The 13,422-nt window shown below is 74.5% G+C and carries 10 protein-coding genes; 8 read left to right on the plus strand and 2 right to left on the minus strand.

Annotated elements, in window-relative coordinates; genetic code table 11:
- Positions 1 to 9: 9 nt before the first annotated feature.
- The 3 genes from AC559T_RS20330 to AC559T_RS20340 are packed head-to-tail and all read left to right on the plus strand — an operon-like array spanning position 10 to position 2,901.
- Entirely contained in the window at positions 10 to 816 is an 807-nt protein-coding gene (locus tag AC559T_RS20330) for a TetR/AcrR family transcriptional regulator (RefSeq protein ID WP_306769266.1), read from the plus strand.
- A gap of 45 nt (positions 817 to 861) precedes the next feature.
- Positions 862 to 1,968 (plus strand): NAD-dependent epimerase/dehydratase family protein, encoded by a 1,107-nt coding sequence (locus tag AC559T_RS20335; protein ID WP_112106405.1) that lies wholly within the window; start codon positions 862 to 864, stop codon positions 1,966 to 1,968.
- A 60-nt stretch (positions 1,969 to 2,028) separates the two neighbouring features.
- On the plus strand, positions 2,029 to 2,901 hold the full coding sequence (locus AC559T_RS20340; RefSeq protein ID WP_112106404.1) for an SDR family NAD(P)-dependent oxidoreductase: 873 nt from the start codon (positions 2,029 to 2,031) through the stop codon (positions 2,899 to 2,901).
- Positions 2,902 to 3,061: 160 nt separating this feature from the next.
- Here AC559T_RS20340 and AC559T_RS20345 read toward each other — a convergent pair whose 3' ends face one another.
- Complete coding sequence (locus AC559T_RS20345; RefSeq protein WP_498869750.1) at positions 3,062 to 3,637, minus strand: cadmium resistance transporter; 576 nt, start codon at positions 3,635 to 3,637, stop codon at positions 3,062 to 3,064.
- Between the two features lie 397 nt (positions 3,638 to 4,034).
- Here AC559T_RS20345 and AC559T_RS20350 point away from each other — a divergent pair, with 397 nt between their 5' ends.
- The 5 genes from AC559T_RS20350 to tyrS all read left to right on the plus strand — a co-directional run bounded on the left by AC559T_RS20350 (position 4,035) and on the right by tyrS (position 11,156).
- The gene (locus AC559T_RS20350) at positions 4,035 to 6,638 is read left to right on the plus strand and encodes a SulP family inorganic anion transporter (protein WP_131625918.1); all 2,604 of its coding nucleotides are present in this window, start codon (positions 4,035 to 4,037) and stop codon (positions 6,636 to 6,638) included.
- Positions 6,639 to 6,844: 206 nt separating this feature from the next.
- A complete protein-coding gene (locus AC559T_RS20355; protein WP_112108805.1) occupies positions 6,845 to 7,441 on the plus strand; it encodes a DinB family protein in 597 nt (198 codons plus the stop codon).
- A 268-nt stretch (positions 7,442 to 7,709) separates the two neighbouring features.
- A complete protein-coding gene (locus tag AC559T_RS20360) occupies positions 7,710 to 8,333 on the plus strand; it encodes a helix-turn-helix domain-containing protein (RefSeq protein ID WP_071061587.1) in 624 nt (207 codons plus the stop codon).
- Between the two features lie 170 nt (positions 8,334 to 8,503).
- Positions 8,504 to 9,619 (plus strand): nucleotide disphospho-sugar-binding domain-containing protein, encoded by a 1,116-nt coding sequence (locus AC559T_RS20365; RefSeq protein ID WP_498869751.1) that lies wholly within the window; start codon positions 8,504 to 8,506, stop codon positions 9,617 to 9,619.
- 139 nt (positions 9,620 to 9,758) lie between these two features.
- Positions 9,759 to 11,156, plus strand: coding sequence for a tyrosine--tRNA ligase (gene tyrS / locus AC559T_RS20370; protein ID WP_498869752.1), 1,398 nt, complete (start codon positions 9,759 to 9,761; stop codon positions 11,154 to 11,156).
- 42 nt (positions 11,157 to 11,198) lie between these two features.
- On the opposite strand, the gene AC559T_RS20375 is transcribed toward tyrS, so the two are convergent.
- A complete protein-coding gene (locus tag AC559T_RS20375) occupies positions 11,199 to 13,349 on the minus strand; it encodes a serine/threonine-protein kinase (RefSeq protein ID WP_498869753.1) in 2,151 nt (716 codons plus the stop codon).
- Between the last annotated feature and the right edge of the window lie 73 nt (positions 13,350 to 13,422).

Consider the following 13,422-nt stretch of genomic DNA (forward strand, 5'->3'; position numbering starts at 1 on the left):
GCCGTTTCTGTGAAAGACGACGAGTCGGGTGCCGCCGAGCTGCGGAACGTAGCCGCCGCGGCCAGGTCGGTGTCGGCCGGCGCGGGAGCTGAACAAGCCGTCGAGGTGAACCCGGGTAACGTTTCGGTCGTGTCCTGGGCTGAGCGTGCCGCCGACCGGTCGCCGTCCGTGCAGCGGTCGAGATCGCGCAGCATGCGCCAGATGAAGGTCATCGTCGCCGCGGCCAAGCGGCTGATCGCGCAGAAGGGCACATCCTTCACGACGCAGGAGCTCGTGAAGGAGGCCGGTGTCGCGATGCAGACCTTCTACCGCCACTTCGAGGGCAAGGACCAGCTCCTCATGGCGGTCATCGAGGAGATGGTGACCGATCAGGCCGTGCGCTACGAGCAGGACGCCCGCGACCTGCCGGACCCGGTCGCCCGCCTGCGCCGCCACATCCTCTCGGTGCTCGGCTCGCTCGACGCCAGCGGGGACGAGAGCACCGGGCCCCGTTTCATCACCGCGGAGCACTGGCGCCTGCACCAGCTCTACCCGGAGGAGATGGCGCAGGCCACGCAGCCCTTCGCCGACCTCGTGGCACGAGAGATCCGTGCGGCGCGCGACGCCGGCCTGCTGGCCCCGCAGGACGTCGAGCGCGACGCGGCACTGGTCGCCCGGCTCGTCATGTCCGTCTACCATCACTACGCCTTCGCGGCTGCTCCCGAGCCCGCAGAGGTGATCGCCGATCATCTCTGGGCGTTCTGCCTGGCGGGGCTCGGCGGCGACCTGGGCGGCGGGCGCCCGGCACGGCCGGTCAGACGTCCGCCTTCTTCGTGAACCCGGCCAGCGGGAGCGCCCCGGCCGGGTGGGAGGGGCGTAGCCATGAAGGTGCTGGTAGTCGGCGGAACCGGGCCGACCGGGCCGCACATCGTGCGAGGCCTGCTCGGTAGGGGGCACGACGTCACGATCTTCCACCGGGGAGCCCACGAGCCGCCGGAGCTCGCCGACGTCGAGCACATCCACGGCGATCCGCATTTCCGGGAGTCGATCGACGAGGCGCTCGGCTTACGGGAGTTCGACGTCGTCCTGGCCATGTACGGGCGGATGCGGCACCTGTCGCCGGCGCTCGCCGGGCGGTGCGGCCAGTTCGTCGGCATCGGCGGCGTGCCGATCTACCAGGGGTTCTTCCCGGGTGACGGGAGGCACCGGCTGCCGATCCCGGTGACCGAGGAGCACCCTGTCGTCCAGGAGCGGTCCGACGACCCGGCCGTCCGGTTCTCCCGGCGGCTCGTCGACGCGGAGGAGGCGGCGTTCGCGCACCACCCGGGCGCCACGCTCTTCCGTTTCCCGATGCTCTACGGGCCGAACAACGCCCGGCCGGCCGAGTGGTCGATCGTGCGGCGCGTGCGCGACGGGCGTCCGTACATCATCCTTCCGGACGGCGGATCCCAGATCCACACCCGCTGCGCGGCGCGCAACGCGGCGGCGTTCGTGCTCGCCGCGGTCGACCGCCCGCAGGCCGCCGCCGGTCAGATCTACAACGCCGGTGATCCCACCGACTGGTCGCTGCGGCAGTGGGTCGAGCTGATCGTCCGCCTGATGGGCGCGGATCTCGAGGTGGTGGCGCTGCCGAGGGAGATCGCCGTCGAGGCCACGACGACGCTGCTGCCGCTGGCGGGCACGACGACGGAGCACTGCGTCCTGAGCACCGAGAAGGCGCGCCGCGAGCTCGGCTGCGAGGCGGTGATCGACACGGTCCAGGCGGTCGAGGAGCTCCTGGCGTGGTACGCCGAGCGACCCGGCTTCGACGTCAGCACCAGCCCGTCGTTCACCGACCGGTTCGACTACGCGACCGAGGACGCCCTGGTCGCCGAGTACCGGTCCGCCCTCGACCGGGTGCGCTCGGCCGTCGACCAGCACGCCGCGCCGCCGGTGCACAGCATGCCGCACCCGACCGAGCCCGGGAAGGTGGATCATCGTGGCCGCTGACCTGCCCGAAGTCTTCCGGGACGGGGACCGGCGGTGTGATCCGGCGGTACGTTACCGGTCATGCCCGACTTGTTGGAGGACCGCGTCGTCGTGGTCACCGGCGGCGCCAGCGGGATCGGCCGCGCGAGTGTCCTGCGCTTCCTCGCCGCCGGCGCGCGTGTGGTCTTCGGCGATGTGAACGACGCGACCGCCCAGCGGCTGCTCGACGAGGTCGCCGACCCCGCCCGGCTCCATTTCGAGCGGGCGGACGTGGCCGACGAGGCGGAGGTCGCCGCGCTCGTCGCCGCGGCCGTCGAGCGGTTCGGGCGCCTCGACGTCATGTTCAACAACGCCGGGGTCGGCGGGGCGTTCGGCCCGCTCACCGACATCGACGTCGCCGACTGGGACCGCACCTTCGGCGTGATCAGCCGTGGGATGTTCCTCGGGACGAAGCACGCCGCCCGGGCGATGATCGCCCAGGGTGGCGGCGGGTCGATCATCAACAACTCCTCGGTCGCCGGAGTCGGCGGCGGCGGCGGCCCGACCGCGTACTCCGCGGCGAAGGCCGCGGTCATCAACTTCACCTGCAACGCGGCCGTGGAACTGGCGGCCCACCGCATCCGGGTCAACGCGATCTGCCCCGGCCTCGTCGACACGCCGCTGGTGATGGGACGTGACGAGGCGGCGATCCGGGCCCGGATGGCGACCTTCCAGCCCTGGCCCGACCTGGGCCGGCCCGAGGACATCGCCGGCATCGTGCTCTTCCTCGCCGGTCCGGACAGCGTCTTCCTGACCGGGGAGGCGATCCGGGTCGACGGCGGGATGGTCGCCTGGGGCCCGCGGATGACCGACACGTCCGACCCCCGGGGCGTGACCCGCCGGTTCACGGGCTTCACCGAGGGCTCGACCGGCCGTCCACTGACCAAGCGCCCCCTGGACGGCGCCGGCACCTGAGGCCGGGCGGCGTGCTCCCGCCCGGGGGTGCGCTCCTGCCGCAGCGCGGGCTTCCGCCGCGGGGTGGGCTTCGGTCAGAGACCGAAGGCCCCGCCCTCGACGAGGATCGTCAGGCCGATGGCAACCAGGGCCAGCGGCAGCAGCACGTGCCCCCAGCGGCTCAGCGCGCGGGCGACCGGCGGCCTCGTGGCAAGGAACCAGCCGGCCGCGCACCGACGGCCACCAGCACGAGGAAGACCACCGCGTGGACGGCCGTCCCGCCCGCGCCGACCGCGGTGAAGACCGGGACGTACACGCCGAGGTTGTCGCCGCCGTTCGCGAAGGTGACCGCGGCGACCTCGAGCGCGGCCGGTCCCCTGCGCGAAGCGTCCCTGTCCTGCTCCTCACTCCCGGCTTCGTCGTCGGGGTCGGGGCCGGGCCCGGCGGGATCTCCGGTAGTCGCGGCCGCGCGGTCGCCGCGTTCCGCCAGGGACCGCCGGGCCGCGCGTAGGCCCAGGGCGAGCGGGAGCAGGCCGAGGTAGGCGATCGCGGACTCGGGCAGGAGCGCCGCTCCGGACGCGGCGGCGACGGCGACGGCGACGATTCCGACGAACCCGACGTACTGGCCGGCGACGATCCGCGGCACGGCGCGCCGGTCACCGGCGCCGCGGGCGAAGAACAGCGCCAGCACCAGGACGTCGTCGATGTTGGTGACGGCGAACAGGCCGATCGCCTGCCCGACGGCGCCCGGGTTCACACGGTCGCGACGGGCGCGGCAAACGGCACCGGCCGACCGTACCGGGCGTGTTCCCGGCCGCTGACCGGCGGTTCGCCACGGCTGTGACGCGGTTCGCGACGGCCGCGAGAAGCGAGTGGTCCGACCGGGTGGGCCGCAGGTCGCGGGCGGCTCGGGGCCTTTACACCCCGATCGGCCGGGATGGCTACTCTACGATGCGGTTGTGACGCGCCGCGCGTCCAAAGTCGCGGCTCCATCCTGGGACTATTGCTCAGTGACTACTGTGCGCCCACCACGGAGTAGCGGAGCGGGGTGGGGGTTCCGGGTTCTGGTCACGTAACGTGTTCGAACCTGTACCACTCAACATCGAGAATAGATGGCCTGACGCTGACGTTGCGCCCTCGCCGAGGAGACGATCGTGCACGCCGAGCACCACGAGCCAAGAAAACAGCCGTCGTCGGTGACGCCTGCCCCGACCGCGCTGCCTTACCCGTCCGAGCCCGACACGGACCGCGCGAAGATCCCAGACCACGCGGACAGTCCGGGCCACGCCGAGAACCCGGACCACCCGGAGAAGCCGGACCGCCTTCCGGGCCGCCGCCCGTGGCGCCGCGCCCGGCGCGCGCCAGCCAGCCCCGCCGCCGACCGCCCCGCCGCTGACAGCTCCGACGACCCCGCCTCCGACGACCCCGCCCGGCACGACCCCGACGGCACCGGCCGTCCCGGGTCCGGCGGCTCGGCCGGCCGCACCCTCCGGGGAGCCTGGCGCCACGACCTGGAGGCGTCCGTCGTCGTCTTCCTGGTGGCGCTTCCGCTCTCGCTGGGCATCGCGGTCGCCTCGGGCGCCCCGGTGGTCGCCGGCATCATCGCGGCGGTCGTCGGTGGAGTCGTCGCCGGCGCCGTCGGCGGAGTCCCGCTGCAGGTCTCCGGTCCCGCGGCCGGCCTCACCGCGGTGGTGGCCGAGATCGTCGCCACGCACGGCTGGCGGACCGCCTGTTTCGTCACCGCCGCCGCGGGCGTGGTGCAGATCCTTTTCGGCCTGAGCCGGGTCGCCCGCGCGGCCCTGGCCATCTCACCCGCGGTGGTGCACGGCATGCTCGCCGGCATCGGCCTGACCATCGTCATCGGGCAGATCCACGTCGTGCTCGGCGGTACCGCCGGCTCGGCCGCCTGGGACAACCTGATCGTCCTGCCCGGCGAGATCGTGTCGCCGGCCGTCCCGGCGGCAGCGCTGCTCGGCATCGCGACCATCGCGCTGACCGTGGTGTGGACGCGGCTGCCCCGGCCGTTGTCGTCCATACCGGCACCGCTGGCCGCGGTGTCGATGGTGACCGCGGCGTCGCTCCCGTTCGACGTCCCGCGGGTCGCCCTGCCCGACGACCTGCTGGGCGCGATCGCCCTGCCCGAGCTGCCCGCCGGCGGTGACTGGGGCGCGATCACGCTGGCCGTGCTGACAGTCGCCCTGGTCGCGAGCATCGAGTCGCTGCTGTCGGCGGTCGCCGTCGAGGCGATGCACTCCGGCCCGCGTGGCGACCTCGACCGCGAGCTGCTCGGCCAGGGTGCCGCGAACACGGTCTCCGGCCTGCTCGGCGGGCTGCCGGTCACCGGCGTCATCGTCCGCAGCTCGACGAACGTCCGCGCCGGTGCCCGCACCCGCGCCTCGGCGATCCTGCACGGCCTGTGGATGGCCGGCTTCGCGCTGCTGCTGGCGCCGCTGGTCGGGCGCATCCCGCTCGCCGTGCTCGCCGGCCTGCTGGTCGTGATCGGTATCCGCCTCGTCGACCTCGCGCACATCCGCGCGATCGCCCGCCACGGCGAGCTCGCGATCTACCTGACGACGGTCGTCGGCGTGGTGCTGTTCAACCTGCTTGAGGGCGTCCTGATCGGGATCGCCACCGCACTGCTGCTCGCCCTGCGCCGGACGCTGGTGGCGCCGGTCCACGTGCACCCGCCCACCGGCCCCGGCTCGCCGTGGCGGGTCGTCGTCGAGGGCGCGCTGACCTTCCTCTCCCTGCCCAGGCTGTCCCGCCGGCTCGCCGAGGTGCCCGCCGGGGCGTCCGTCCGGCTCGACCTGGCGGTCGACTACCTCGACCACGGCGCGCACAAGATGCTGGACGACTGGATCGCCGAGCGGCATCGCGCCGGTGCCACGGTGACCGTCGACGAGGTGGGGGCCGCACCGCTGGCCATCCCCACCGTCGCGGCCCGGCCCCGCGAGGGACGACTCTCCAAGAGCCTCTTCGGGGGGCGTTCCACCGGCCGGCACGCCCGGTCGGCGCGGCCGCCGCGCTGGCTCGCCCCCTGGTCGGACTGGCAGCACGGCCAGCTCCACGACCGCCAGCACCTGCTCAACGGCGTGGACGAGTTCCACCGCCGGACGGCCCCGATGATCGAGCCGTTCCTCACCGAGCTGACCGCGGGGCAGCGGCCGTCGACCCTGTTCATCACCTGCAGCGACTCGCGGCTCGTGCCGAACGTGATCACGAGCAGCGGCCCGGGGGACCTGTTCACCGTGCGCACGCCGGGCGCGTTCGTCCCCGGTCCGCAGGCGGTCGGTGACTCGACCCTGGCCGCGATCGAGTACGCCGTCGAGGTGCTCCGCGTCCGGACCATCGCCGTCTGCGGACATTCCGGATGCGGTGCGGTCGCCGCCCTGCTCGACCGGGGCACACCCGGCCACAGCGGCTCCAGTGTGGGCCCGCTGCGCAACCTGGAGGCCTGGCTGCGCCACGGCGAACCGGCCCTGGCCCGCGCGGCCCGCGACGCCGGTGGCCTTCCACCGGAGCCCGACGAGTTGAGCCGGGTCAGCGTCGCGCAGCAGCTCGTCGCGTTGCGCGGGCTGTCCGTGGTGCGCCGCGCCGAGGCCGAAGGCCGGCTGCAGCTGGTCGGCATGTGGTTCGACATCGCCACGGCGCGCGCGATCGTCCTGAACGAGTCGACCGACCGGTTCGAGATCCCGACCGTCAGCGTCGTCCCAGTGTTGGAGAGCGGACAGCGCCTGGCCGACGCCACCCGGGGCTGACCCGTCGGTCGGCCCCACCCCGAGTACGGCGCAGGTGGCGGCGGGCGGCACCCGACCCGCCGCCACCCCGCCTGCCGTCTCGCCCAGCTCCGGCCTCGACTTGCCGGGTCGGGTTCCCGCCAAGGACAGAAGCTGTCCGCGAGGGTTCCTACCGTCGGCTCCACAGTCATCCGGCGAGCAGTCACCGGCGAGCAGAGGTGGGAACCATGAACAGCACCGTGGACGTCGAGAGCGGCCCCGAGGCCGGCACCGTCACCGAGGCCGGCACCGTCACCGACCCGAACACAGTCAGCGAGGCGGACAGCGCCGTCGAGGGCGGGACCGTCAGCGAGAAGGAGGACCTGCTCGCGACGCTGGCGAAGCACCGGCACTTCCTGCGCTACACCGTCCGTGACCTGACCGACGAACAGGCTGCCCGGCGCACCACCGTCAGCGCGCTGTGCCTCGGCGGGCTGATCAAGCATGTCACCGCGACCGAGCGGTCCTGGGTCGACTTCATTCTCGGCGGAGACCAGCAGGCGGACGCCGAGAGCTGGATGAAGCAGCACCAGATGCTGATGGGCGACACCCTGACCGGCCTGCTCGCCGACTACGAGGCCACGGCCGAGCGGACCACGGAGGTTGTCGGGTCGCTGCCCGATCTCGGTGTGACCCGGCCGCTGCCCGAGGCCCCGTGGTTCGAGCCCGGGGCGCGCTGGTCGATGCGGCGCGTCCTGCTCCACATCATCGCCGAGACGTCGCAGCACGCCGGCCACGCGGACATCATCCGCGAGAGCCTCGACGGCAGCCGCACCATGGGCTGAGCGGAGCCGAGCGGGCCGCCGCCCCCGGGCGGCGCCCGGTCACTCGGCGAGTTCCGGTAAGGGTGCCGACGCCGAGCGTCCCGGCGCCGGGGTTCGTTTCGGGAGTCGTCACGGTCGCACTGGAGTACTTCCATCTGACGTTGACGTCAGATATGTGGGGCCTCGCGACGGCCGGGTGGCGGGTGGCGAGGCGTCGCGCGGGCGACACGGGTGGAGGTCCCGTCGTCCTCAATTTGGCGGTAACGTCACTACCGTGAAAACGGGGTCAGTGACGCGCACCTACCAGCAGCGACGGCGGGCCGAGTCGGCGGACGCGAACACCGAGCGCATCCTCGCCGCGGGCGCCGAGCTGTTCGGGGAGCGGCCGTTCGACCAGATCACCCTCGCCGCGGTCGCCGAGCGGGCCGAGGTCGGCGTCCAGACCGTCATCCGGCGGGTCGGTACGAAGGACGGGCTCGTCCGCGCCGTCAACGCCTGGCTGGTCCCGCAGATCGAGGGGGCCCGGGGCGAGCCGGACGTCTCCGACCCGGCGGTGGTCGCCGAGCGCCTGGCCCGCCAGTACGAGCGGTGGGGGCAGGTGACCGACCGCGCCATCCGCCAGCAGGACGTCTCCCCGGCACTGGCGGAGGCCGCGGCCGCCGGCCGGCAGGCCCACCGGGCCTGGACGGCCGCCGCGTTCGCTGCCGAGCTCGACCGCCGCCCCCCGGCCGCCCGGCACGACCTGCTCGGCCGGCTCACGGCCGTGTGCGGCGTCGAGCTCTGGCTCGTGCTCCGCAACGACGAGGGGCTCTCCGTCGAGGCCACCCGCGCGGCGGTCGCCGACCTCATCGCGGCCTGCCTGGGCGGCCCGGGCTCCAGCCTGGCCGGTCCGGACTCGTCCACCACTCCCTAGCCCGCCGGTCCCCAGCTCGCCCCGGCCTCTCGCCGCCGCGATCCGCATCCACCCCATCCCCCCGCGTCGTCTCCCGAGATGCCACGTCCCGCGCGAGATCCCACGTCCCGCGTTCTCCGCCGGTGGCTCCAGCTCCAGGCGGCGGTCCGCCCTGCCCAAGGAGTGCCCACATGGCCCGCTACCTCGTCTACTGCACGACTGCTCCCGGTCACCTGTTTCCGCTGGTCCCAGGCCTGCGCGCCCTGCGCGACCGGGGGCACGAGATCCACCTGCGCATCGGCGCGCGGCTGGTGGACGGCCCGTGGGCCGACGGCCTGAACGTCGCGCCGACCGACCCGCGCATCGACGAGATCGAGGTGAAGGCGGACGCGAGCGGCACCGGCCCGGCCCAGCTCCGACGGGCGCTGGCCGGGCTGATGTCACGCGGCCCCCTGGAGCGGGCCGACCTCGAACGGGCCGTCGCCCAGGTGGACCCGGACGTGATCCTCGTCGACACCAACGCCTACGGCGCCGCGATCGCCGCGCGGGCGTCCGGGCGGCCGTGGGGGATCGTGCTGCCGTCCCTTGTCGCCCTGCCGGGCAAGGGAATCCCCCCGTACGGCCTGGGCCTCGTGCCGGGACGGGGGCCGCTCGGCCGGCTGCGCGACCGGGTGGTGTGGCCGCTGGTCATCCGCCAGTTCGGCGCGGCGATGCTGCCCCCGCTCAACGCCATGCGGGCGGACGCCGCTCTGCCGCCGCCGACCAGCCCGATCGACTACTTCCTGGAGGCCGACCGGCTTCTGGTGCTGACCGGCGACCCGCTGGAGTACCCGCGCTCGGACGCGCCGGAGCATGTCCGCTTCGTCGGCGCCCAGATCTACGACCCGCCCGGCGAGGCACCGGCCTGGCTCGCCGAGGACGGCGACCCCTGGGTGCTCGTCACCACCTCGACCGACTACCAGGGCGACGAACGCCTCGCCGTGGCCGCCGTCATCTGCCACAGCGGGATGGGCATCGTGCACAAGGCCATCGCCGCCGGTGTGCCCGTCGTCGCCGTGCCGTTCGGGCGGGATCAGCCCGAGGTCGCGCGCCGGGTCGTGGAGGCCGGCGCAGGCGTCATGCTGCCGGCCAGGCGGCTGACCGCGCAGCGGCTGCGGGACGCGCTGCGCACCGCGATGAGCAGGCGCGCCGGGGCGCTGAACGCCGCACGCCGGATCAGGGCGAGCGGCGGCGGCGAGAGTTTCGCCACCGAGGCCGAGGGCCTCGCGGCCGCGCCGCGGCCCGCCGCCGCACGGCCCGCCGCCTGACGGGGAGGGTGGTCCGCGCCGAGACCGTCCGGCCTGGCCGCGGACCCGCCGGGCGCTGCCGGGCCATCGAGTCGGACGGAGAGTCGGGCGGAGAGTCGGGCGGAGATCAGGGCGCTCGGCGCTGACTACCATTGTCGCCATGACCCGACTCGGAGCCTCCGTCGACCATGTCACCGCGCTGCTCGGCGGGGCCGACCTGGCGTCCGACGCCTCCGTGCGTGAGCTGCTGGAGCAGACCACCGAACGCCGCGGCCTCGACCTCTCCGACCTCGCCCCCGCCGAGCAGGCGGCCCTGATCGCCGAGCGCTCGCAGGACCTGCAGCCCTCACCGGAGGCGCTGGCGGCCCGCATCGGCGACGCGGCGGCCCGGTCACGTCCCTTCGTGGCGAAGTTCGGCATCGACCCGACCGGCGCCGAGGTCCACCTCGGCCACGCGGTGCCGATGCTGCTCCTGAGCCGGTTCGCGCGGATGGGGCACCGCGTCGTGTTCATCGTCGGTGACATCACCGCCAAGATCGGCGACCCGTCCGGCCGGTCGGACGAGCGCCCGGCGCTCACCGACGAGGACATCGCCCGCAACCTGACCACCTACCGGGCCCAGGTCACCCCGTTCTTCGACTTCGAACGGGCCGAGTTCCGCCGCAACGGCGACTGGCTGCGCGAGGTGAGGCTGCCGCGGCTGCTGGAGATCGTCTCGCGCATCCCGGTGTCGATGTCGCTGCAGCGGGAGGACTTCCGGCGTCGCCTCGACGCCGGCCACGGGCTCTCCCTGGCCGAGCTGCTGTACTCGGTGGTGATGGCGCTGGACTCGGTCGAGGTCGACAGCGACCTGGAGATCGGTGGCATCGACCAGTTCCTGAACATGCAGATGTGCCGCAAGGTCATGGAGATCTGCGGCCAGACCCCGGAGATCGTCGTGGCCACCTCGCTGATCGAGGGGACCGACGGCACCGGCGCCAAGATGAGCAAGAGCCGCGGCAACTACGTCCCGCTGACGGCCGCGCCCGGTGAGATCTTCGGGAAGATCATGTCCGTGCCGGACCGGCTCGTCGAGCCGTACTTCCGCGCGCTCAGCGAGTGGCGCGACTCCGAGCTCGCCGTCCTGGCCGCCCGGCGCGAGGCCGGCACGGCGCACCCGATGGACCTCAAGAAGATCCTCGCCGGCGAGGTGACGGCGGCGATCCACGGGGTGGACGCCGCGATGACGGCCCGGGTCGAGTTCGTCGCGCGGTTCTCCCGCCGCACCTTCGCCGAGGTCGAAGACCTGCCGGTGCTCTCCGATCTCGGCGCGACCGTCGCCGACGCGGTGCGGGGGCTCGGGTTCGCGAAGAGCAACGGCGACGTCCGCCGGGTCGCGGAGCAGAACGGGCTGCGGCTGGTGGTCGAGTCCGAGGAGGGCCAGACCCAGGTGCCGCTCAGGCCGGACGACGTCCGGGAGCCGCTGTCCGCCGTCCTCAAGGACAGGCTCGACGGCCGGTCCGGTGCCGTGTATCTCAAGGTCGGCCGCAAGCTGGCGCGGATCGAGCCTGCCGGCTGACGGCAGCCGCGCCGCGCGGGCACCGGTCGCACGGCGTCGGTGTCAGAGGTCCTGAGCCTCCGTGCGGGCGGTCTCCGCCGGCGGTGAGCCGGGGTGCGTCGCCGGGGTCTCGGGCGGTGCCGGTTCCGGTGGCGGAGTGGTCCGCGGGGGCGTCTCCGGCGGGGGTGCGGTGGTCCTGGGCAGGTCCTCCGGCGTCGCTGGTGGGGGCGGGTCGGTGGCCATGGGTGATTCCGGCGTCGGGTGCGGCTGCGCTGGTGGGGGGTTCGTCGCGCCCGAGCCCTGCGACGGGAACGGCCAGGACGGACCCGGACCCGGACCCGGCGCCTGCGGCACGGCCGGTGGGCGCTGTGTCCCGGGTGTGGCCGGTTGGCCGCCGCTCCCGCCGGACCGCGGGGCGGCCGGCGCCTGAACCGGGCCGCCGGCCGGTCCCCGGCCCGTTCCCGGATCCTGGCCCGTGCCCGGCAGGCCCTGCTCCAGGCCGCCCGCGGCGTCGCCGACGGTGCCTCCGGTCGCTTCGCCGGGCGTCCCCGCGGACGTGCCGCCCGCCGCGCCGTCCGCCAGGCCGTCCGACGTGCCACTCGGCGTGCCGGCGGATGTCCCGGCGCCGCGGCCGTCGGTGGTGCGCCGGCTGCCCGCCGACTGCCGCTCGGCCGACCGCCGTTCCGCCACGCTCCCGGCGGTCGGCGTGGGCGGCGGGCTCGACGGCGCCCGCGGGGCCTGCGCGCCGTCGCCCCAGCTCGGGAGCAGCTCCCACGGAGTGAGGACGCTGCGCGCCGGCGTCATCGCGACGACCGTGGCGGTGGTCAGCACGGACGCCGCGACCACCAGCCCCCGCACCGGGCGGCGGGCCGGCTCCGTGGGACGGTCCACCACGGCCGGATGCCGCAGCCGCTGGCTGATCTCGGCGATCACCGGCACGGGCAGCCAGCCGGGCGGGCGGGGGCTGGCCCCGAGCTGGGCGTGGCAGCGGCCCAGGATCTCGGCCGGCGTCGGCCGCCGCCGCGGCGCCTTGGCCAGGCACGACTCGATCAGCGCGCGCAGGTCGCCGTCCACGCCGGTCAGCTCCGGCTCCCCCCGGACCACGCGGTAGATCACATCGGCGGTGTTGCCCTCGCCGAAGGCGTTGCGCCCGGTCGCGGCGAAGGCGAGCACCGACCCGAGGGCGAACACGTCGGAGGCCGCGTCCACCCGTTCGCCGCGGGCCTGCTCGGGCGACATGTACGGCGGCGATCCGATGACCTTCCCGGTGGTGGTGCTGCCCGCGTGGTCGGCTGCCCGCGCGATCCCGAAGTCGATCACGCGGGGCCCGTCGATCGCCAGCAGCACGTTCGCCGGCTTCAGGTCACGGTGCACGACCCCCGCGCCGTGGATGGCGACGAGCGCCTCCGTCACCCCGGCGGCCAGCCGGAGCAGGCTGGACGGCGGCAGCGGGCCGTTGCGCAGCACGCTGTCGCGCAGCGTCGGGCCGTGGATGTAGGCGGTGGCGAGCCACGGGCGGTCCGCGGCGACGTCCGCGGCGATCAGCGGCGCGGTGAACAGGCTGTTCACCCGGCCCATCGCGGCGACCTCCCGCTCGAAACGACGCCGGAACTCGCTGTCGGACGCCATGTCGGCGCGGATGACCTTCACCGCGACCGGCCGCTGCCCCGGGGAGTGGCCCAGATACACCGCGCCCATGCCGCCGGAGCCCAGCCGGCCGCGCAGCCGGAACGGCCCGATCTCCCGAGGGTCGTCGGCGCTGAGCGGGGCGAGGAAGTCGTCGGCCGGCCCGCCGCTGGAACGCTGGGAGGGGATCCTGCCGGGGGACGCGTGGGGTGGGCGTGATCCGGGCGGCGCGCCGCTGGTGCGCGGCGGCCACGGCCCGACCGGCGGCGGCTGCGACGGGACGTCCGCCCCGGGCGGGGCTATCCGGGTCTCGCGCTCCGCCTCCAGGATCGCCGTGAGCTCGTGCCACCGCGCCACCCAGGAGCCGACGTCCCCACCGCAGGCGGACACGAAGGCACACAGGACGTCCAGCGCCGGCAGCGACCCGCCGCTGGCGGCGCCGGCCAGGATCTCCGCCGGCATTCCGCTGCGTCGCGCCAGGGTCCGGTACGAGGGATTTCCCGCCCCGCGCCGCACCGCGCGAAGATCGCGCCCGAACGCGCCGACCGGGCCGGTTGACGGGGTCGTCGTACTCTTCCGTGCTCGCACAGTGCGTCGGTCCTCCTCCGGGGCGCGGGCGCGGGTGACCGGACGGCCGGTGGCGCTGGCGGGATCCTGCCAG

This window comes from Frankia sp. Hr75.2, from assembly GCF_949319125.1.
Lineage (GTDB): Bacteria > Actinomycetota > Actinomycetes > Frankiales > Frankiaceae > Parafrankia > Parafrankia soli.

What these genes read in the sequence shown, in the direction of transcription:
- AC559T_RS20335 (WP_112106405.1), top strand. Translation starts at nt 862, where the DNA reads ATGAAGGTGCTGGTAGTCGGCGGAACCGGGCCGACCGGGCCGCACATC.
- tyrS (WP_498869752.1), top strand. Translation starts at nt 9,759, where the DNA reads ATGACCCGACTCGGAGCCTCCGTCGACCATGTCACCGCGCTGCTCGGC.
- AC559T_RS20365 (WP_498869751.1), top strand. Translation starts at nt 8,504, where the DNA reads ATGGCCCGCTACCTCGTCTACTGCACGACTGCTCCCGGTCACCTGTTT.
- AC559T_RS20355 (WP_112108805.1), top strand. Translation starts at nt 6,845, where the DNA reads ATGAACAGCACCGTGGACGTCGAGAGCGGCCCCGAGGCCGGCACCGTC.
- AC559T_RS20340 (WP_112106404.1), top strand. Translation starts at nt 2,029, where the DNA reads ATGCCCGACTTGTTGGAGGACCGCGTCGTCGTGGTCACCGGCGGCGCC.